The sequence below is a fragment of the Rhodovastum atsumiense genome, assembly GCF_937425535.1.
GTDB classification, from domain to species: domain Bacteria; phylum Pseudomonadota; class Alphaproteobacteria; order Acetobacterales; family Acetobacteraceae; genus Rhodovastum; species Rhodovastum atsumiense.
This window is the reverse complement of record NZ_OW485601.1, coordinates 5,650,936-5,672,196: the sequence shown is the minus strand read 5'-3', so window position 1 is coordinate 5,672,196 and position 21,261 is coordinate 5,650,936. Positions and strand designations below refer to the sequence as shown.

Annotated in this window: 14 protein-coding genes; 9 read left to right on the top strand and 5 right to left on the bottom strand. The window is 69.5% G+C overall.

What is annotated here, in order from left to right; all coding sequences use genetic code 11:
- Positions 1-82 precede the first annotated feature (82 nt).
- Positions 83-1,444, bottom strand: coding sequence for a formimidoylglutamate deiminase (locus NBY65_RS25560; RefSeq protein ID WP_150041241.1), 1,362 nt, complete (start codon positions 1,442-1,444; stop codon positions 83-85).
- A 191-nt stretch (positions 1,445-1,635) separates the two neighbouring features.
- Here NBY65_RS25560 and NBY65_RS25555 point away from each other — a divergent pair, with 191 nt between their 5' ends.
- The gene (locus tag NBY65_RS25555) at positions 1,636-3,990 is read left to right on the top strand and encodes a xanthine dehydrogenase family protein molybdopterin-binding subunit (RefSeq protein WP_150041240.1); all 2,355 of its coding nucleotides are present in this window, start codon (positions 1,636-1,638) and stop codon (positions 3,988-3,990) included.
- A 70-nt stretch (positions 3,991-4,060) separates the two neighbouring features.
- Positions 4,061-4,678 carry a LysE family translocator gene (locus tag NBY65_RS25550; protein ID WP_150041239.1) on the top strand — a complete coding sequence of 206 codons (618 nt, stop codon included), beginning with the start codon at positions 4,061-4,063 and terminating at the stop codon, positions 4,676-4,678.
- Positions 4,679-4,688: 10 nt separating this feature from the next.
- Here the strand turns inward: NBY65_RS25550 and NBY65_RS25545 are convergent, their stop codons facing one another.
- Positions 4,689-5,663: a Gfo/Idh/MocA family protein gene (locus tag NBY65_RS25545; protein WP_239002812.1), complete on the bottom strand. Its 975-nt coding sequence runs from the start codon at positions 5,661-5,663 to the stop codon at positions 4,689-4,691.
- Between the two features lie 152 nt (positions 5,664-5,815).
- Here NBY65_RS25545 and NBY65_RS25540 point away from each other — a divergent pair, with 152 nt between their 5' ends.
- The 3 genes from NBY65_RS25540 (at position 5,816) to secF (ending at position 9,292) form a co-directional block, all read left to right on the top strand.
- Entirely contained in the window at positions 5,816-6,661 is an 846-nt protein-coding gene (locus NBY65_RS25540) for an arylamine N-acetyltransferase family protein (protein WP_150041238.1), read from the top strand.
- An 82-nt stretch (positions 6,662-6,743) separates the two neighbouring features.
- Complete coding sequence (gene secD, locus NBY65_RS25535; RefSeq protein ID WP_150041306.1) at positions 6,744-8,324, top strand: protein translocase subunit SecD; 1,581 nt, start codon at positions 6,744-6,746, stop codon at positions 8,322-8,324.
- A 14-nt stretch (positions 8,325-8,338) separates the two neighbouring features.
- Positions 8,339-9,292, top strand: coding sequence for a protein translocase subunit SecF (gene secF / locus NBY65_RS25530; protein WP_150041237.1), 954 nt, complete (start codon positions 8,339-8,341; stop codon positions 9,290-9,292).
- Positions 9,293-9,380: 88 nt separating this feature from the next.
- Here secF and NBY65_RS25525 read toward each other — a convergent pair whose 3' ends face one another.
- Entirely contained in the window at positions 9,381-9,938 is a 558-nt protein-coding gene (locus NBY65_RS25525; RefSeq protein ID WP_150041236.1) for a precorrin-2 dehydrogenase/sirohydrochlorin ferrochelatase family protein, read from the bottom strand.
- Positions 9,939-10,038: 100 nt separating this feature from the next.
- Positions 10,039-11,739, bottom strand: a complete 1,701-nt coding sequence (locus NBY65_RS25520; RefSeq protein WP_150041235.1) for an NADPH-dependent assimilatory sulfite reductase hemoprotein subunit — start codon at positions 11,737-11,739, stop codon at positions 10,039-10,041.
- 94 nt (positions 11,740-11,833) lie between these two features.
- On the opposite strand from NBY65_RS25520, the gene cobA reads away from it, so the two are divergent.
- Complete coding sequence (gene cobA / locus NBY65_RS25515) at positions 11,834-12,643, top strand: uroporphyrinogen-III C-methyltransferase (protein WP_150041234.1); 810 nt, start codon at positions 11,834-11,836, stop codon at positions 12,641-12,643.
- 152 nt (positions 12,644-12,795) lie between these two features.
- On the opposite strand, the gene NBY65_RS25510 is transcribed toward cobA, so the two are convergent.
- Positions 12,796-13,803 (bottom strand): polysaccharide pyruvyl transferase family protein, encoded by a 1,008-nt coding sequence (locus tag NBY65_RS25510; RefSeq protein ID WP_162530570.1) that lies wholly within the window; start codon positions 13,801-13,803, stop codon positions 12,796-12,798.
- A 439-nt stretch (positions 13,804-14,242) separates the two neighbouring features.
- Between NBY65_RS25510 and NBY65_RS25505 the strand changes: the two genes are divergently transcribed.
- The 3 genes from NBY65_RS25505 to NBY65_RS25495 all read left to right on the top strand — a co-directional run bounded on the left by NBY65_RS25505 (position 14,243) and on the right by NBY65_RS25495 (position 21,121).
- Positions 14,243-15,430 carry an efflux RND transporter periplasmic adaptor subunit gene (locus tag NBY65_RS25505; protein ID WP_150041232.1) on the top strand — a complete coding sequence of 396 codons (1,188 nt, stop codon included), beginning with the start codon at positions 14,243-14,245 and terminating at the stop codon, positions 15,428-15,430.
- Between the two features lie 4 nt (positions 15,431-15,434).
- Positions 15,435-18,560 (top strand): efflux RND transporter permease subunit, encoded by a 3,126-nt coding sequence (locus tag NBY65_RS25500; RefSeq protein WP_150041231.1) that lies wholly within the window; start codon positions 15,435-15,437, stop codon positions 18,558-18,560.
- 233 nt (positions 18,561-18,793) lie between these two features.
- On the top strand, positions 18,794-21,121 hold the full coding sequence (locus NBY65_RS25495; RefSeq protein WP_150041230.1) for a xanthine dehydrogenase family protein molybdopterin-binding subunit: 2,328 nt from the start codon (positions 18,794-18,796) through the stop codon (positions 21,119-21,121).
- Positions 21,122-21,261 lie beyond the last annotated feature (140 nt).

Sequence of the window (21,261 nt, the reverse complement as noted above, 5' to 3'; positions counted from 1 at the left end):
ATGGGTTCCAAGGGCTTCGCCCTTGGTGGAGGTCCAGGAGGCAAAGCCTCCTGGCGGGTTCGGGGCAGCGCCCCGAGCTGCGTCAGAGCGCTGCGGCCAGTCGCCGCATTGTCCCGGCAAAAGCGGCGGTAATTTCGGTGTCGCGTGGATGCCGCCCATCCCGGATGACCCAGCGTCCGGCCACCATCACGTGGCGCACCGGGCTGGAATTGCCGCTGAACAACCAGGCATCCAGCAGGGACTCGCCGCTGCGTCCCACCAGGGCCGGATGGTCGGTGTCGAGCACCACGAGGTCAGCCAGCCGGCCCGCGGCAATGGCGCCCGCCTGTCGTCCCAGGGCCTGCGCCCCGCCGCTCGCCGCCGTGCTGAGCAGGTTGGCGGCGACCGAGGCCCCTGCCCGTGTGGCGGTGACGTTGCGCCTCCGCCGGGTCAGGCGCTGGGTGTATTCCAGCCAGCGCAGTTCCTCGACCGGGCTGGTGGAAACGTTGCTGTCGGTGCCGATGCCGAAGCGGCCCCGCGCGTCCAGCCAGGGCAGCAGGGGGAAGATGCCGTCGCCGAGATTGGCTTCCGTGGTCTGGCAGAGTCCGGCCACCGCGCCGGACGCAGCGAGGCCGGTGCTTTCAGGGGCGGAAATATGCGTGGCGTGCACCAGGCACCAGCGCGGGCCAACCGGGGCGTGGGCCAATAGCCATTCGACCGGGCGTTGGCCGCTCCAGGCCAGGCAGTCGGCCACTTCGCGTTCCTGCTCGGCGATGTGGATGTGCACCGGGGTGGCCGCCCCCAGCGCATCGGCGATCGCCAGGGCCGCGTGCAGTTCCTCCGGCGTGACCGCGCGCAGGGAATGCGGGGCCACGCCGATGCGGGCGACGGCGGCGAGGTCCTGGCACAGCCGGGCATAGGCGTCGATGTCCATCAGGAAGCGGCGCTGTCCGGGGCCGGGCGGGGCCGCGCCGAAGCCGCCATGCCGATAGAGCACCGGCAGCAGGGTCAGGCCGATGCCGGTGTCCGTTGCCGCCGCCAGGATGCGCCGCGCCATCTCGGCGGGGTCGGCATAGGGCGTCCCGTCCGGCGCATTGTGCAGGTAGTGGAACTCGGCGACGGCGGTATAGCCGTGGCGCAGGCACTCGGCGTAGAGCATGGCCGCGATCGCCTGCACGTCCTCCGGCGTGAGCGCGCCGAGGAAGCGGTACATGACCTCGCGCCAGCGCCAGAAATCGTCGCCCTCGGGGCCGGCGCGCTCGGCCAGCCCCGCCATGGCGCGCTGGAACGCATGGCTGTGCAGGTTGCCGAGGCCCGGGACCACCAGGCCGGGGATGCGCTCGCCGGTGCCGGTGCCCGCGCCCGGCGTGACCGAGACCAGATAACCGGACGGGTCCACCTCCAGCCCGACGTCCGGCTGGATGGCGCCGTCCACCCAGGCAAGCTCGGCGACATAGGCGGTCATGCGATTGGCCCCGCGTGCAGTGCGTGTCCCCTCTTTGCCGACAGAGCAGCGATGTGCAAGCGCCGGCGGTGACGCATGACAGATCAGCCCTGCCGCGCCGGTTGCGCGTCTCCGTTCCGCTCGCCACGTTACCGAAGTTTGCGGCCCCCGTTCCCGGCGGAGGCCCCGTGCCGCTGCAAGGACCGTCCCGCATGACCCGAGACCTGCGCACCACCCCCACCCCGCGATCGGGGGCATTCGCGGTGGGCCAGCCGGTCTCGCGGCTCGAGGATCCGGTGCTGCTGCGCGGCCAGGGCCGCTATACCGACGACCTCACCCTGCCGGGACAGGCCCATGCGGTGGTGGTGCGCAGCCGCATGGCGCACGGAGTGCTGACCGCGATCGACACGACGGCCGCCGCCGCCATGCCAGGTGTGCTCGCCATCATCACCGCCGCCGATCTGCAGGCCGCCGGCATCGGGCCGATGCCGGCCAATGTGACCGGCCGGAACCACGACGGAAGCCCGGTTCCCAAACCGGTGCAGGGCGCGCTGGCCGGGACGCGGGTGCGTTATGTCGGCGATCCCGTGGCGGTGGTGGTGGCCGAGACCGTGGCCGAAGCGAAGGACGCCGCCGAGGCGGTGCTGCCCGAAATCGACCCCCTGCCCGCGCTCATCGACCCTGTCGAGGCCATGCAGCCGGGAGCGCCGCGACTGCATGCGGAGGCACCGGGCAATCTGGTGCTTGACTGGCGGTTCGGCGATGCCGTCGCCGTCGAGGCGGCCTTCGCCACCGCGGCGCACCGGGTGCGGCTGCGTCTCGCGAACAACCGAATCGTGGTCGCACCGATGGAGCCACGGGCGGCGCTCGGCGAATACGATGCCGCCAGCGGACAATGGACGCTGCGCGTGGGCTGCCAGGGCGTGTTCGGGATGCGCCGGACGCTCGCGGGCATCTTCGGCGTCGCGCCGGAGAAGATGCGGGTGCTGACCGGCAATGTCGGCGGCAGCTTCGGCATGAAGGCATCCTGCTATCCGGAATACGTCGCCCTGCTGCATGCGGCGAAGCTGCTGGACCGGCCGGTGAAGTGGACGGACGAGCGCAGCGACAGCTTCCTCTCCGACAGCCATGGCCGCGATCACGTGGAGGACTGCGAACTCGCGCTGGATGCCGAGGGACGGTTCCTGGCGCTGCGCGTGACCGGGCTCGCCAATGTCGGTGCCTATCTCTCGAACAGCACGACGCTGCCGCCAACGATGAACATCGTGAAGAACATCATCGGCGTCTATCGCACGCCGCTGATCTCGGTGGCGGTGAGGTGCGTGTTCACCAATACCACCCCGGTCGGCGCCTATCGCGGCGCCGGGCGGCCCGAGGGCAATTACTGCATGGAGCGCCTGGTCGACACCGCGGCGCGCCAACTCGGGATCGATCCGGTGGATCTGCGCCGGCGCAACCACATCACGCCGGAGCTGCTGCCCTACAAGGCGCCCTCGACCATGGAGTACGACAGCGGCGATTTCCCGGCGATCCTGACGCGGGCGCTGGCGATGGCCGACTGGGACGGCTTCCCGGCCCGTCGCGCCAAGAGCCGCGCCCGTGGCCGGCTGCGCGGGCGCGGCATCGGCCAGTACCTGGAAGTCACCGCGGCGGCCAGCAACGAGATGGGCGGCATCCGTTTCGAGCCCGACGGCAGCGTCTGTATCGTCACCGGCACGCTGGATTACGGACAGGGACACTGGACGGCCTTCGCGCAGGTGCTGGTGGACAAGCTTGGCGTGCCCTTCTCCCGCATCCGATTGGTGCAGGGCGATTCCGACCAGTTGCTGGCCGGCGGCGGCACCGGCGGGTCGCGCAGCATCATGAACTCGGGCGGCGCCATCCTTGCCGCCGGCGACGCGGTGATCGAAAAGGGCCGTCAGGCCGCCGCGCATGTGCTGGAAGCCGCCACGGTGGATATCGACTTCGCCGCCGGGCGCTTCAGCATCGCCGGCACCGACCGTGGCATCGACATCCTGGACCTGGCCGAGGCACTGCGCACCGCCGGCCCCTTACCGGACGACGTACCGGCGAACCTGGATGTCGGGCTGGTGTTCCCCGGCGTGCCCAGCGCCTTCCCCAATGGCTGCCACATCGCCGAGGTCGAGGTGGATCCGGACACCGGCCGGGTCGCGGTGGTTGCCTACCAGATGGTCAATGATTTCGGCGTGCTGGTGAACCCCGCTTTGGTCGCGGGACAGGCTCATGGCGGCATCGTCCAGGGCATCGGCCAGGCGCTGTGGGAAAGCGTGCGCTACGACGAGACCGGCCAGCTCGTCTCCGGCAGCTTCGCCGACTATGCCCTGCCGCGGGCGGGGGACGTCCCTGGCTTCGCCTTCACCAGCCATCCGGTGCCGGCGCGGACCAATCCGCTCGGCGCCAAGGGCTGCGGCGAGGCCGGCTGCGCCGGCAGCCTGCCGGCGGTGATGAATGCGCTGGTCGATGCCCTGGCGGAATTCGGCATCACCCATATCGACATGCCGGCCACCCCGGAACGGGTCTGGGCGGCGATCCGGGCGGCACGGTAGCACCGCCGGCTCTTTGCAAGCGGCACCCGATCGGCTGTGATGACCGGGACGATGGCAACGGAGAACGGATGTGGATCTGCTCGCGCTTTACCTGAAGGCTGCCGGCTTCGGCCTCGCCGTCGCCGCGCCGGTCGGCCCGATGAGCGTGCTGTGCATGCGGCGCAGCCTGACCCAGGGCTGGCAATTCGGGCTGGCGACCGGACTCGGCATCGCCGTCGCCGACGCCGCCTACGCGGTGGTGGCGGCGCTGGGACTGGCCAGCGTCTCGGCCTTCCTGCTGGCCTATGAGCAGCCGTTGCATCTCGCGGCGGGATTGTTCCTGATCTGGCTCGGCGTGAAAACCTTCCTGACCAGGGATCCCGGGACCTCCGCCGAAGCAGGTGGCGCCGCGTCGGTGGGAACGGCGTTCGGCAGCTCATTGCTGCTGACCCTGACCAACCCCCCGACCATCATCATGTTCGCCGCCATCTTCACCGCCCTGGCACCACGCTCCGGCTTCGACCCGCTGACCGCGCTGTGGACGGTCGCGGGCGTGTTCTCCGGCTCGTTGCTGTGGTGGTGCGGCATGGTGGCCGTCGTGTCGGCCCTGCGCCATGCAATCGGGGCAAAGGCGCGACGCTGGATCGATCGCGTGGCCGGCGTCGGTCTCATCGCCTTCGGGACGGTCGAGGTGCGGCGGGCCGTCTGATCCCGCCGCGCTACTCCTTCTGGATCAGACCGGACGCCTCGGCACGGGCCCGGCTTTCCTCCATGCTCGCCGTCACCGCCAGGGCGGCGGCGAGCGCCCGCCGCCCGGCGGTGGCATCGACCAGCACCGGAGCCCCATCAAGGATGGACGCGGCGAAGGCGGCATGCTCGGCCTCCAGCGCATCATGCTCCTTCCAGGTGGTTTCCTCGATGCGCCCGCCGCCGGTGCCGGGGATCGGCAGGCCACGCTCGCGGCCGATCATCATCAGCTTGCGGCTGCCGAAATCGACCGACATGTAGCCTTCCTGGCTGAACAGCCGCATCTTGCGCTCGGTCTTGAGGCTGATCCGGCTGGCGGTGATGGTGGCGACACAGCCATTCTCGAAGCGCACCCGCGCATTGGCGATGTCCTCGTGCGCGCTCGCCACCGGGGCGCCCACCGCATCCACGCTGGCAATCGGGCTTTCCACCAGCGACAGCACCAGATCCAGATCGTGGATCATCAGGTCCAGGATCACCGAGACATCGGTGCCGCGCGGCTTGAACGGGGCGATGCGCACGCAATCGATATAGAGCGGGCGACGCATGCGGCTGCTGATCGCCTTGTGCTCGGCGGAGTAGCGCAGCAGGTGCCCGACCTGCAGCACCAGGCCACGCCCGGCCGCCAGCGCCGCCAGCGCGTCGGCTTCCTCCAGCGTGGCGGCGATCGGCTTCTCGACCAGCACGTGGCGCCCGGCCTGCAGGGCCTCGGCCGCCATGGCGTAATGCGTCTCGGCGGGGGTGGCGACCACGATCGCGTCGGATGCCTCCAGCAGCGCCGGCCAGTCGAGCGCCCCCGCCCCGGCTTCCTTGGCGACCGAGGCCGCGCGCGCCCCGTCGCGGTCATGCACGCCGGCCAGGGTAGCCCGCGGGTTGCCCGCGACCTTCAGCGCATGGAAGCGCCCGAAATGGCCGGCACCCAGAACCCCGATCCGCAACCCTGACACGACCTGCCCTCCATTTTGCGACGGCACAGGTAGCAGCGCCGCGCCGGTTCGGCCATCGGGTCCGGCTGGAACTCGCCGCGCTCCTGGTGCAGATGCGGGCGGCGCGGCAACGGATCCGGGCGGCAGGCGCGCCCGGCAGGCAGGAGGCAGGAATGATCCCGGCGGATGCAGGCATCGATCTCGACGGCTATTTCGCCCGGATCGGCTACCAGGGCGCACACGAGGCCACGGCGGCGACGCTGCACGCCCTGCACCTGCTGCATCCCTGCGCCATCCCGTTCGAGAACCTCGACCCCCTGCTCGGCCGCCCGGTGCGACTCGACCCGGATTCGCTGCAGCGGAAACTGGTCCGCGATGGCCGCGGCGGCTACTGCTACGAACACAACCTGCTGTTCGGCCAGGTGCTGGCGATCCTGGGCTTCCGGGTCACCGGACTCGCCGCCCGGGTACTGTGGAACCGGCCGGAGGGCACAGTCGGGCCGCGCAGCCACATGCTGCTGCGGGTCGAGTTGGCGGACGGCCCGTGGATCGCCGATGTCGGCTTCGGCGGCCTGACCATGACCGCGCCGCTGCGCCTCGCGCCGGGCCGCGAGCAGCCGACGCCGCACGGCCCCTTCCGGATCGTCCCGGCCGGCGATGACCTGCGGATGGAAGGCCTGGTGGCAGGGATATGGAAGCCGCTCTACCGCTTCGACCTCACGCCGCACCTGCGGGTGGATTACGAAGTCAGCAGCTATTTCCTGTCGACTCATCCGGCCTCGCACTTCGTCACCGGGCTGATGGTGGCGCGACCAACCGGAACGGGGCGGCTCACGCTCGCCAACACGCGGCTGTCGATCCATCACCCGGACGCGCCGAGCGAACATCACACCCTGGGTTCGGCGGAGGCGATCATGGCGGCGCTGGAGGAGCGCTTCGGCATCACCCTGCCCGACCGTCCGGCGCTGCAGACCCGGCTGGCGGCGCTGGTCGCGGAGGCCCCGCCCCGCACACCATGATCGCGCATGGTTTGCTCCCGCCCCGGTTTGCCGCTATCTGCCCGCGAGCCAGGAACCACGAATGGGAGCAGGTCGCGCCGCCATGATGTATTTCAGCCGCCTCAAGACCGCGTTGGTGCTCGGGGTGTGCCTGCTCGGGGCGCTGCTCTGCCTGCCCAACCTGCTGCCCCGGCCGGCCGACTGGGTGCCCTGGCGCACCATCCACCTCGGGCTCGACCTGCGCGGCGGCAGCTACCTGCTGCTGGAAGTCGACATGAACGCGGTGATCCGCGAGCGGCTGGACAGCCTGGCCGATTCGGCACGGCAGTCGCTGCGGCGGGCCGGCATCGTCCGCTTCCTGGTCTCGGCGCAGCCGCAGGAGAACCGGATCGTCGCCCGCATCGACGAGGCCGGCAAGCAGGACGCCGCCCAGGCGGCGCTGCGCGAGCTGATCACCACCGCCTCGCAGAGCCTGGGCAGCCGCCCGGACCTGGAGCTCACCACCCAGGCCGATGGCAGCCTCGCGCTGACGCTCTCGCCGGTGGCCCTGCGCGAGCGCGCCACCGCCGCGGTGCAGCAATCGATCGAGATCGTGCGCCGCCGCATCGACCAGACCGGCGTGGTCGATCCGCTGATCAGCCGCCAGGGCGAGAACCGCATCATCGTGCAATTGCCCGGCGTCGAGGATCCCAACCGGATCAAGGAATTGCTGGGCAAGACCGCCCGCATGACCTTCCGCCTGACCGACGAGAACGCCAATCTCGGGGCCGCGGTGCCGCCGCCCGGCGTCGATTTCCTGCCGCTCGAGAACGGCCGTGGCCAGAAGATCGCGGTGCGCCGCCGCATCGAGGTGGACGGCGCCAACCTGACCGATGCCCGCGCCGGCCAGAACTCGCAGACCGGCGAATGGGTGGTGAACTTCACCTTCGACTCGGTCGGCACCCGCCGCTTCGCCGACATCTCCCGCGCCAATGTCGGCCACCCCTTCGCCATCGTGCTCGACGACAAGGTGATCAGCGCCCCGGTCATCCGCGAGCCGATCACCGGCGGGCGTGGCCAGATCAGCGGCCGGTTCGACGTGCGCTCGGCCACCGACCTCTCGGTGCTGCTGCGCGCGGGCGCGCTGCCGGCGCCGCTGACGGTGGTGGAGGAACGCAGCGTCGGGCCCGAGCTCGGCGCCGATGCGATCCGCGCCGGCGCGATCGCGCTCGCCGTCGGCTTCGTGCTGGTGATCGCCTACATGGGGATCTTCTACGGCCTGTTCGGCTGGTTCGCGAACCTCGCCATGTTGGCGAACCTGGTGCTGCTGATGGCCATCCTCAGCCTGTTCGAGGCGACGCTGACCCTGCCCGGCATGGCCGGCATCCTGCTGACCCTCGGCATGGCGGTGGACGCCAACATCCTGATCAACGAGCGCATCCGCGAGGAAGTGCATAACGGCCGCACGCCGCTGAACGCCATGGAAACCGGCTTCCGGCGCGCCTTCGCCACCATCGTCGACAGCAACGCCACCACCTTCCTCTCGCACCTGATGCTGTTCTTCTTCGGCGCGGGGCCGGTGCGCGGCTTCGCGGTCACGATCACCGTGGGCATCGTGACCACGATGTTCACCGCCACCATGCTGGCCCGCCTGTTCATGGTGCGTTGGTACGCGGCCAACCGGCCGCAGGCGCTGCCGGTCTGAAGGAGCAAGCCCCGATGTTCTTCCGCCCCCTGCTCCGCATCGTTCCCGACAACACCCGCATCCATTTCATGCGCGGGCGCTATATCGGGGTGATCACCTCGGCGGTGCTCTCCATCGCCTCGGTGATCCTGTTCTTCCACCCCGGCCTGCATCTCGGCATCGATTTCGCCGGCGGCATCGTCATGGAAGCGCGCACCCCGGGTCCTGCGGATTTCGGCAAGCTGCGCGAGGCCATGGCTGCCCAGGACGTGCGCCAGGCCGGCGTGCAGCGCTTCGGCGACGCCGATTCCGTGGCGATCCGCCTCGACGCCCAGCCCACCGAGGCCGCCACCCAGCAAATGGTCAGCCGCGTCCGCGCCGCCCTGGAAGCGGCCCAGCCCGGCACCCGCGTGGTTCGCACCGACGCGGTCGGCGCCTCGGTCTCGGCCGAACTGTTCCAGGCCGGCATGCTGGCGCTGTTCATCAGCCTGCTGATGATCCTGGTCTATATCTGGTTCCGCTTCGAATGGGAGTTCGCCGTCGGCGCCGTGGTCACGCTGATTCTCGACCTGACCAAGGCGATCGGCTTCCTGGCGCTGACCCGCTTCGAATTCGACCTGGTGATGGTCGGCGCGCTGCTCACCATCCTCGGCTACTCCACCAACGACAAGGTGGTGGTCTACGACCGCATGCGTGAAAACCTGCGGAAGTACAAGGCCATGCCGCTGCGTGACCTGATCGACCTGTCGATCAACGAGACGCTGAACCGCACCATCGGCACCTCCATGACGGTCTTCCTGGCAACACTGCCGCTGGCCTTGTTCGGCGGGGCCTCGCTGGCCGGCTTCGCCTGGGTGATGCTGTTCGGCATCGTGGTCGGCACGTCCTCGTCGATCTTCATCGCCGCGCCGATCCTGCTGTTCCTGGGCGAACACCGGCTGCGCCGGGACGCCCAGCCTGCCTCGCCGAAGGCGAACGCCCCGGCCTGAAAGAAAGGGTTCCAAGGGCCTTGTGGCCCTTGGTGGAGGTCCAGGAGGCAAAGCCTCCTGGTAGGGCGCGGGGCAACGCCCCGCCCAGCTAGGGCAGCCAGCGCTCGCGATCGATCAGGACGTTAACGGCGGAACTGACTTCATCCCCGCGCCCGGCGGTGCGCAGTTGCGTGCGCACATCCGCCGCCGCGTCGAGCCGCCCCGCCCATTCCGGCCCGAAGCGCTCAGCGAGCCAGCGGCGCAGCCGCCCGGCCAGCACGGGGCTGCGTCCGCCGGTGGAAACCGTCAGCAGCAGCGCGCCGCGTCGCACGATGGCGGGCATATGGAAATCACAATTGAGCGGTTCGTCCTCGACGTTCACCAGCACCCGGTGGCGGCGCGCCAGCGCGGCCAGGGGCTCGCCGTCCGCCGGACCGAGCCCGGCCACCAGCATCAGCCGGGCGGCCGCGATCTCGGCTTCGGTGGGCGCGCGCGGGACGGAGCGTGACCCGGCGGCCTTTTGCAGCGCCGGGTCCTCGGTCGGCGCGAACACGCTCACCGCGCAGCTTTCCGCGGCATCCAGCAAGGCGAGGCGCCGGACCGCCAGCGGTCCCGCCCCTACCAGGATGATCGGCCAGTCGGCGCAGTCCAGCACAACAGGCAACATGACATCACGATGACGGATAGCGCCCGGCAATCAAGCAAAAGCTCGGACCGCCACGTCACGGCTTCGCCATGAAACCGTGCGCGGCGGCAATGGGACGCCGTCAGGCCGCGCTGGCCCTGGCGTTTTCCACCAGTCCCAGCAGCGCGTCCGCGCCCCGACGTGCGCAATAGTCGCCGAAGCCTTCGCCGCCCTGGCGTTCGGCGGCATAGGCGGCCAGCAGCGGCGCGAGCACGGCGGCGATCTCGGCCTGCGGCACCCGTTCGAGCAACTTGAAGGAAAGCCGCGTGCCCGCGAAGTCGCCGCCGACGAAGATGGCGTAGGAGCCGGGAACGCGGCCCACCAGCCCGATATCGCCGCCATAGCTGTGTGCGCAGCCGTTCGGGCAGCCGGTGATGCGCAGGCTGATCCGCTCCTGTGTCAGCCCAAGCCGGTGCAGCACCGCTTCCAGGCCGGCGACGATCGGTTCGCGCACCCGCTCGGCCTCGGTCAGCGCCAGGCCGCAGGTCGGCAGCGCCGGACAGGCCAGCGCCCAGCGGGCAAAGGGGGTGAGTTCCTCGGCGAGTGTCACCCCGTGCTCGCGCAGCAGCGCCGTGATCGCGGCGCGATCGGATTCGGCGATGTTCGACAGCAGCAGGTCCTGCTGCGGGGTGATGATCGGGTCCGGGGCGAAGGTTTCGACGATCCGGCGCAGCGCCGTGCGCAGCCGCACCTCCGCGGTGTCGGCGATGCGCCCGGAGGGCACCGGCACGCCGAGCCACCAGCGCCCGTCGCCCTGGGCGTGCCAGCCCAGCAGCTCGGGCATCGCGAAGGGCGGCGTGGGCAGCGGGTCGGCCAGCTTCGCGCCCAGTTCGCGTTCCACTTCCGCGCGCACCCAGTCGATCCCCTTGTCGTCCACCACGTATTTCAGGCGGGCGCGCTTGCGGTCGGCGCGGTTGCCGTTGTCGCGCTGCACCCGGATCACCGCCTCGGCGGTGGCCAGCAGCGCGTCGGGCCCGACCGATCCCAGGACACTCGCCAGCCTCGGATAGGTGTCGGCGCGGTTATGGGTCATGCCCAGCCCGCCGCCCACCGCCACGTTGTAGCCGCGCAGGGTCTCCCCCTCCCACACGGCGATGAAGGCAAGGTCGTTGCTCAGCGCGTCGATGGTGTTGTCCTGCGGCACGGCGATGCCGATCTTGAACTTGCGCGGCAGGTAGGCAGGGCCGAGCAGCGGTTCTTCCTCCTGGCCGGAATCGGCGCGCGGGGCCTCATCGAGGAAGATCTCGTCATAGGCCCGGCTGCGCGGCAACAGCGTCGTCGACAGCAGGCGGGCATCTGCTTCCAGCCGGGCATGCACGGCATCGCGCACCGGCGCGGGGCTGGTGATGACGTTGCGCACCACGTCGCCGCAGGTGGAGCGGGTGGTCAGCAGGGTGGCATTGATAGCAGCAATGAGCGACTTCAGATTATCCTTGCGAACGGCGTGGAATTGCAGCGTCTGCCGGGTGGTGGCGCGCATCGTGCCGTTGCCATGGCTGTCGGCCAGCCCGTCGAGGGCCAGGTACTGCGCCGCGGTCAGCCGCCCCCCGGGGGCGCGCAGCCGCACCATGAAACCGTAATCCTTTTCCAGGCCCTGCTTTTTCAATGCGGTCGCGGTGTCACGGTCGTACTGCTCGTAGCTGCCGTGGAATTTCAGCAGGTTGTACGCATCCTCGCTCACCTGGGTGCCGCCGGCGGCGAGTTCGGCGACGAGGTTGCCCCGCAGGCCGCGGCTGGTTTCCTTCAACGCCTCGACCGCGGAGCGTTTCGTACCTGATGACATCGTGGCTTCTCCTGGGAGGCGGCGTGTAAGCACGGGTTGTGGTGAGGAAATAAGGCTTATATACCCAGTGTCAAATGTGTTTCCGGAAGTCGCCATGAGCCGTGACGTCATAACGGCGGGACCCGCCCCCGGCACTGTCTGGCTGGTCGGTGCCGGCCCGGGCGATCCGGGATTGCTGACCTTGCGTGCCGCCGAGGCGCTGCGCAGTGCCGACGTGGTCCTGCACGATGCGCTGGTGGGGCCGGGCATTCTTGGCCTGATCCCGGCCGGGGCCACGCGCGTCAATGTCGGCAAGCGCAAGGGTCATCACCCCTGGCCGCAGGCGGCGATCAATGCCCGGCTTGTGGCAGAGGCCCAGGCCGGCCGCCGCGTGGTGCGGCTGAAGGGCGGCGATCCTTTCGTGTTCGGTCGCGGCGGCGAGGAAGCGCTCGCCCTGCAGGCGGCCGACATTCCCTTCCTGGTCGTGCCGGGGATCACCGCCGGCACCGCGGCCCCCGCGGTCGCGGGCATCCCGGTGACGCATCGTGGCCTGTCCGCCGCCGTCACCTTCCTCACCGGCCATGCCGGCGAGGGCGTCGCCGACACCATCGACTGGGACGCCCTGGCGCGGGCCGGCGGCACCGTGGTCGGGTTCATGGCGCTGACCAGCCTCGACGCCGTGGCGCTGCGGCTGCTCTCGGCCGGTCGCCCGGACACCACCCCGGTGGCGGTGATCGCCCGGGCCACGCTGCCCGGCCAGCGCGTGCTGCGGACCACGCTGGGGGCCTGCACCCTGGCCGTGCGGCGCGCCCGCCTGCCGATGCCGGCGCTGGTGGTGATCGGCGCGGTCGCCGCGCTGGATCTGCTGTCGGACCAGCTCACCGACATCTCCGTCGCCTCGGGATTCGCCCATCCCGCGTCCTGATCCCCGCCCATCTTCAAGGAAGCGCGCCATGCCGACCGGTCCCGACCGCTTCGACGACAAGCTGCTGCCCGCCCGCGATGTCAGCGCGACCTGCGCGACGGTGATGCTGCTGGCCGCGCTCATGGCCTGGCTGCTGGGCTGACCGGTACCGGTCAGGAAAGGGCGAGTTCCCCGGCCATCTCGATCGCCGCGGGCAGGGACGGCGCCATGCGCAGCAAGGTGCTGTCCTGCGTCCAGGCAGAAATGAAGCGGCCCAGCTTGCCGTAGCTGTTGTCGGCGACCGCGTGCGGAATGCCGAGCAGCAGGCACAGGATATGGGCGTGCAACCGATCGGTGGCGACCGCGCGCGCCGAGGACAGCAAAGCCAGGCCACGTTCCACCCGCGCTTCCGCCAGGCGGCGCCGGTAGCGGTCGCGTTGCGCCTCGCGATCCAGCGCACGCAGGTCGCAATCGAGCACGCTGGTGGCCAGCGACTTCAGCTTGGCCCGCGCCAGGAAGGCATCGGATTCAGCCAGCCAGTCCATGCGCACCGCGCCAGGCGGCAGATCCTCGGGCGCGGCGGATGCCGATTCGTGGTCGAGCCGGGCCAGCACGAGCAGATCATGCACCGGCACGCCCCGGCGGGCCTGCGGCCCCAGGCAGAACGCCATGTCCGGGCAGAGCCGCGTCTCGCACCGGAAATGGGCGCGGGCGGTTTCCAGGCTTTCGCGGTCGCGCACCAGCAGGACGAAATCGCCGTGCGCCGCGACCGCATCCGCCATCCGGGCCAACGCGGCGGGATCGTCGAAATGCAGCGATTGCGGCAGTTGGATGACACGCCGTCCGCGATACAGGTGCAGCGCTTCTTCCCGCGCGAGTTGGTGGCTGGGCCAGGTGTCGCCGAGATTGCCGCCACCGTGGATGAAGACGGGACCATCACCGATCGCGCGGGCCACCAGGTCCGGGTCGGGCGGGCGATGGGCGGCGATAAGGCTGGGGGCGATACCATGGCGCTCGCGGAAATAGGCGATCTCCCCCGTCCAGATGGCGCTGTCGCCGACATTGCTGTGATCGGGAAAGTCGATCAGCGCGAAGTTCTGGTCCGGCTGGATCAACGGACCCAGGGCAGTGTGCACGGCATCGGCAAGCCGTGCGATGAGGTCTGCGGAAGTGACCGCCATGTCGTCCCTTCTCTGGGGGATTGCGCCCTGCCAACCATCGCGGCATGACCTGCCGCACACCGTGTCTCCAGGATCGGCATCCCCCGTCGCATGAGATGATGCCTCCTGTTCGACTGCGGCTGCACCGTTACCTGGATCCATGCCGTCCACCGTGCACACGAGTACCCGAACGATCAAACCGTCATTACCGAATGACGCATGGAGTTGATCGCGGGTTGCGCCTCCACCGTGCTGTGCGAGGGCAAGATGCGCGATAACGTTGAACCGGGGGAGGCGCATGCACGGATGCCCTGTGGCCCTACGCATCTCCACGCCCGCCCCCCCATTCGTCTGGGCCAGGGGAGGTTCGCAAGCTCGTTCAGATAGTGCAAGAAGGCTGCCGCTTGTGGCCTTGGGGCAAACCCCTTACCTGAGGGGCGCCTGAAACAGAGGGTTGAGGATGGCCGTACGCCTGCTCGTTGTCGTCCTGGCATTCGCCGTGGGCTGTGCCATGCCTGCCCGGGCCCAGATGGGGCCACCCGGACCACCCGCCGTCGGCGTGATCACGGCGGAGCGGAAACCGATTACGGAGACCAATGAGTTCGTCGGCCGCATCCAGGCCACCGATCGCGTCGACATCGTCGCCCGCGTGACCGCGTTCCTGCAGGAACGGCTGTTCACCGAAGGGGTGGAAGTGCAGAAGGGCGACCTGCTGTACCGGCTGGAGCGTCCGCCCTTCGAGGCCGACCTGCAGGCCAAGCTGGCGACGGTCGCGCAGATGCAGGCGCTGCTGCGCAACGCCACCATCACCCTCAACCGCGCGCAGACGCTGCTCAACACCCCTGCCGGCCAGCGCAGCCAGGTGGACGACGCGCTGGCGCAGCAGGCCAGCTACGCCGCACAGTTGCAGGGCGCTCAGGCACAGGCACGGTCCTCGCAGATCAACCTCGACTACACCGAGATCCACGCCCCGATCGCCGGCAAGATCGGCCGCACCACCGTCACCACCGGCAACGTGGTCGGGCCCACCACCGGGGTGCTGACCACCATCGTCAGCCAGGACCCGATGTACGTGCTGTTCCCGATCGCGGTGCGCACCGGTCTCGACCTGCGTAACCGCTATGCCGACAAGGGCGGGTTCGCCGCCGTCAAGATCCGGGTGCGGCTGCCGGACGGCGTGACCTACCCGCTGGACGGCCAGCTCGACTATGTCGATCCCACGGTCGCCCAGGGCACCGACACCATCATGCTGCGTGGCCGCGTTCCCAACCCGCTGCGCCCGGGGGCGAAGCAAGGCGAGCCCGGCAACCGCCAACTGGTCGATGGCATGTTCGTGACCGTGCTGCTGGAAGGGGTGGAGCCGGTGCTGGCACTCGCCATCCCGCGGTCTGCGGTGCTGTCCGACCAGCAGGGCAACTTCGTTTACGTGGTCGACAAGGACAACAAGGCGCAGCAGCGCCGCATCCAGCTCGGCCAGTCGACCCCGGACACCGCCGTGGTGATGGCGGGGCTACAGCCGGGCGAACAGGTGATCACCGACGGCATCCAGCGCGTGCGGCCGGGCGTCGTGGTCAATCCCGGCCCGGCGGCCGCCGCGCCGAAAGCACCCCCGTCAGGCTCCCCCGCTTCCTCGCCGGCCCGGAACTGACCCCGTGATCTCAGCTGTCTTCGTCGACCGCCCGCGGCTCGCAGTGGTCATCGCGATCGTGATGACGCTCGCGGGCCTGATCGCGCTCACCCGCATCCCGGTCGCCCAGTTCCCCGACATCGTGCCGCCGCAGGTGTCGGTGCAGACCCGCTATCCCGGCGCCTCGGCCGCGGTGGTGGAAGCGACGGTGGCGCAGCCGCTGGAGGCGCAGATCAACGGCGTCGACCAGATGATCTACATGCGCTCCAACAGCGCCAACGACGGCAGCTACCAGCTCAACGTCAGCTTCGCCATCGGCACCAGCCCCGACATCAACACGGTCAACGTCAACAACCGCGTGCAGGCGGCGCTGGCCAAGCTGCCCGCCGAGGTGCAGCGCAACGGCGTCACCGTGCGCAAGCAATCCTCGGCGATCCTGCAGTTCATCCAGTTCTACAGCGAGGGCGGCAAGCAGGATCCGCTGTTCCTGTCGAACTATGTCACCATCAACGTGCTGGATGCCGTCGCCCGCGTCCCCGGCGTCGGCCAGGCCTTCGTGTTCGGCGCGCTCGACTACTCGATGCGCATCTGGTTCTCCACCGAACGGATGGTGCAGCTCAATCTCTCGCCATCCGACATCATCGCGGCGATCCAGGCGCAGAACGTGCAGGCGGCGGTGGGACGCGTCGGCGCCAAGCCCACCGCCGACGACACCCAGTTCCAGATCAACCTGCAGACCAAGGGCCGCCTGACCACCGCCGCCGATTTCGGCAACATCGTGCTGCGCGCCAACCCGGACGGGTCGGTGCTGCGCGTGCGCGACGTCGCCCAGGTGGAGCTCGGCGCGGCCACGCAGGACACCGAGGCGCGGCTCAACGGCAATCCCGCCATCACCATCGGCATCTATCTCTCCCCCGGGGCCAACGCCGTCGCCACCGCGGCCCGTGTCACCGACACGCTCGACCAGCTCTCCCGCCGCTTCCCGGAGGGCATGAAGAAGATCGTGCTGTGGGACAGCTCGAAATTCGTCTCCGACACCATCCACGAAGTCATCAAGACGCTGATCGAGGCCTTCGTCCTCGTGGTGCTGGTGGTCTTCCTGTTCCTCGGCAATCTGCGCGCCACCATCATCCCCACCGTCGCGGTGCCGGTCAGCCTGATCGGCACCTTCGCGGTGCTGCTCGCGCTCGGCTTCTCCGCCAACACCGTGTCGCTGCTGGCCATGGTGCTGGCGATCGGCATCGTGGTCGACGACGCCATCGTGGTCGTGGAGAACGTCGAGCGGGTGATGGAGGAAGAACCCCACCTCACCCCCGGGGAAGCCACCAAGAAGGCGATGCAGCAGATCACCGGGCCGATCATCGCGATCACCCTGGTGCTGCTCAGCGTGTTCGTGCCGATCGGCTTCATCCCCGGCGTATCCGGCCAGTTGTTCCGCCAGTTCGCGGTGACGATCAGCGTCTCGATGCTGATCTCGGCGATCAACGCGCTGACGCTCTCCCCCGCGCTGTGCGCGGTGTTCCTGCGCCCGCTGGACAAGCGGCGCGGCATCATGGCGCATGTCCTGCGCGGCATCGACTTCGCGCGCGACGGCTACGCCGCGGTGGTGCGTCGGCTGGTGCGACTCGCCGTGCTGGCGCTGCTGCTGATCGGCGTCTTCGGCGTGGCCATCTGGGGCACCGCCCGCATCACCCCCACCGCCTTCCTCCCCGAGGAAGACCAGGGTGCCTTCTTCGTCGCCGTGCAACTGCCCGACGCCGCCTCGGTCGCCCGTACCCGCGAGGTGGTGACGCGGGTCGAGGGCATTCTGAAGTCAATGCCGCAGGTCGAGAACGTGCTGGCGATCGTCGGCTTCTCGCTGCTCGACAGCGGCGCGCAGAGCAACTCCGCCTTCCTGGTGGTGCGCCTGAAGCCCTTCGAGGAACGCACCGCCGTCGCCGACAAGGCACAGACGCTGATCGGACGGGTGTTCGGGGCGGCGCAGGGCATCCGCTCGGCGACCGTGTTTCCCTTCAACCTGCCGCCCATCATCGGCCTGTCCACCAGCGGCGGCTTTGAATACCAGCTGCAGAACATGGAAGGCCGCGACCCCGCCGAGATGGGCAGCGCCATGCTCGGGTTGATCTCGGCCGCCAACCAGGACCCCCGGCTCGCCCGCGTGTTCTCGACCTTCAGCGCGACCACGCCGAGCTACTACCTGGAAATCGACCGCGACAAGGCACAGGCGCTCGGGGTCGGCATCTCCGAGATCTTCACCGCGCTGCAGGCCACGCTCGGCAGCATCTACGTCAACGACTTCAACCTGTTCGGCCGCACCTGGCAGGTCAACGTGCAGGGCGAGGCGCGCGACCGCAACGACATCCCCGCGGTCTGGCGCATCTTCGTGCGCAACAAGCAGGGCACCATGGTGCCGCTGGCCGCCCTCGCCGAGGCCCGCGTCGTGCTCGGGCCGCAGACCATCAGCCGCTTCAACAACTACCGCTCGGTTACCATCAACGGCGCCCCCGCCCCCGGCGTGTCCTCGGGCGATGCGCTGGCGGCGATGGAACAGATCTCCGACCGCACCCTGCCCGGGGGCTACGGCTTCGACTGGTCGGGCACCGCCTACCAGGAGAAGCAGGCGAGCGGACAGACCGGCATCCTGCTCGGCCTTGCCGTGTTGTTCGCCTATCTCTTCCTGGTGGCGCTGTACGAAAGCTGGGTGATCCCGGTGCCGGTGCTGCTGTCGGTGACCGTCGGCGTGCTCGGCTCCTTCATCGGGCTGAAACTCGCCGGCATGCCGCTCGACCTGTATGGCCAGATCGGGCTGGTGGTGCTGATCGCGCTGGCGGCCAAGAACGGCATCCTGATCGTGGAATTCGCCAAGGAACGCCGTGAGGAAGGCGCGGAGATCCGCGATGCCGCCGTGCTCGGGGCCCGCACGCGGTTCCGCGCCGTGATGATGACCTCGATCGCCTTCGTGCTCGGACTGCTGCCCCTGGTGACGGCCGAAGGCGCCGCCATGCTCAGCCGCCGTGCCGTCGGCATGCCGGTGTTCGCCGGCATGATCGCGGCCAGCACCGTAGGCATCTTCGTCATCCCGATGCTCTACGTGACGTTCCAATCCTTGCGCGAAGCCGCGAAACGCCGCCTCGGCCGCCCGACCCACTAGCGCGGGGCGCTGCCCCGCCCCCGCCAGGAGCTCTGCTCCTGGACCTCGGCAGGGGTCGAAGACCCCTGCACCCAGGAACCAAACATGGGATCCAAGGGCCTCCGGCCCTTGGTGGAGGTCCAGGAGGCGAAGCCTCCTGGTGGGGTCCGGGGCAACGCCCCGGGCTCGCGTGCAATTTGCCGCTGCATCGTACATGCTGGTGGCCAACGCGAAAAAACGGGGAGAAACCGCCTATGACCAAATTCGGCGTCGCCCAGTCCGTCCGTCGTGTCGAGGACCCGCGTCTGCTGAAGGGCCATGGTGCCTATACCGATGACATCCAGCTTCCCGGCACGGTGCATGGCGTGGTGCTGCGCAGCCCGCATGCGGCGGCGCGGATCCTGTCGATCGATGTCGCGGCGGCCGAGGCGACCCCGGGCGTGCTGGCCGTCATCACCGCCGCCGATCTCAAGGCCGATGGCCTGGGTGGCATTCCTTGTGCCATCAGCCTGAAGAATCGCGACGGCTCGCAACAGTATTCGCCGCCGCGTCCGGCCCTGGCCGATGGCGCGGTCCGCCATGTCGGCGATCCGGTCGCCTTCGTCGTGGCCGAAACGGCACAGGCCGCCCGCGACGGGGCCGAAGCCATCCTGGTCGATTATGACACCTTGCCCGCGATCACCGATCCCGGCGCCGCCATGGAGCCCGGCGCGCCGCAGGTCTGGGAGGGCGCGCGCAACAATGTCTGCTTCGACTGGGAGATCGGCCAGAAGGACAAGGTCGAGGCGTTGTTCCGCCAGGCCGCCCATGTCTCCCGCCTGACCGTGGTCAACAACCGCATCGTCGTCGCCTCGATGGAAGCGCGCGCGGCCTGCGCCGAGTACGATGCCGCGACGGGCCGTTTCACCCTGCGGGCCAACACGCAGGGCGGCTGGGGCATCAAGCAGATGCTCGGCGATGACATCTTCAAGGTCGGGGCGGACCGGTTCCGCATCATCACCCCCGATGTCGGCGGCGGCTTCGGCATGAAGCTGTTCCTCTATCCGGAACACGTGCTGACCTGCTACGCGGCCCGCAGGCTGGGCCGGCCGGTGAAGTGGACCAGCGAGCGCAGCGAGGCCTTCCTCGCCGACACGCATGGCCGCGACAACATCACCCTGGGCGAACTCGCGCTGGACGCGGAGGGGAAATTCCTGGCGCTGCGCACGCGCAACATCGCCAACATGGGCGCTTATCTCTCCAACTACGCGCCGTTCATTCCCACGCTGGCCGGCACCGGCGTGCTCGCCGGCGTTTATGGCTTCCAGGCGGTCTACGCCAACGTGATCGGCGTGTTCACCCACACCGTTCCGGTCGATGCCTATCGCGGCGCCGGGCGGCCGGAGGCCAACTACCTGGTGGAGCGCCTGATCGACCACGCCGCGCGCGAGCTGAAGATCGACCGCGCGGAATTGCGCCGCCGCAACATGGTCGGACCGGAGGCGATGCCGCACACCACGCCGGTCGGCAAGGTCTATGATTCAGGCGATTTCCGCACCGTGCTGGACGCGGCGCTGCGCAACATGGACTGGGCCGGGTTCGAGGCGCGCCGGGCCGAGGCCGCAGCACGTGGCCGGCGCCGGGGCATCGGCCTGTCCTACTACCTGGAAGCCACCGGCGGTGCGTCCAGCGAACGGGCCGAGATCCGCTTCGCCGAGGACGGTTTCGTCGATGTCTATGTCGGCACCCAGTCCACTGGCCAGGGACACGAGACCGCCTATGTGCAGCTCACCGTCGATCGCCTCGGCGTGCCGGGAGAAAAGGTGCGCATCCGCCAGGGCGACACCGATACCATCCCGGAAGGCGGCGGCACCGGTGGGGCGCGCAGCCTCTATTCCGAGGGCCAGGCGATCCTCGCCACCGCCGCGACGGTGATCGAGAGAGGGCGCAAGGCGGCCTCGGAAGCCCTGGAGGCATCCCCTGCCGACATCGTCTTCGAAGCCGGCCGGTTCGCGATCGTCGGCACCGACCGCGGCATCGACATCCTGGAGCTGGCACAAACCCAGCGGGCGCGGGCGCGGCAGGGCCAGGACGTCACCACGCTCGACGCCGCCGAGGTGGCGCAGATCTCGGCCCATACCTTCCCCAATGGCTGCCACATCGCCGAGGTCGAGATCGACCCGGAGACCGGCACGGTGCAGGTGCAGCGCTATTCCGTGACCGACGATGTCGGCCGTGCGGTGAACCCGCTGATCGTGCGCGGGCAGGTGCATGGCGGCGTCGCCCAGGGCTTCGGGCAGGCGGTGCTGGAGCGGACCGCCTACGATCCGCAGTCCGGGCAATTGCTGTCGGGCAGCTTCATGGACTACGCCCTGCCCCGCGCCGCCGACCTGCCGGACATCGAGGTCGATCTCATCGAGGTGCCCTGCGGCACCAATCCGCTCGGCGTGAAGGGCGCGGGCGAAGCGGGGGCGGTCGGCAGCCCGCCTGCGGTGATCAACGCCATCGTCGATGCGCTCGCGCCGCTCGGCGTCGACCATATCGACATGCCCGCGACACCCGAGCGCGTGTGGCAGGCGCTGGCCACCGCCCGCGCCGCCTGACGCGATTGGGGCCGGGAGCGGTCGCGTCCGGCCCCGTCACGTAAAGTTCAGTCTGAAACGATGTGCACGGCGCCGAAATCCCGCTCGGCGGCGCTCGCCCCCCTCTTATCTTCGATGTATCGCGGCCAGGGGACAGGGGG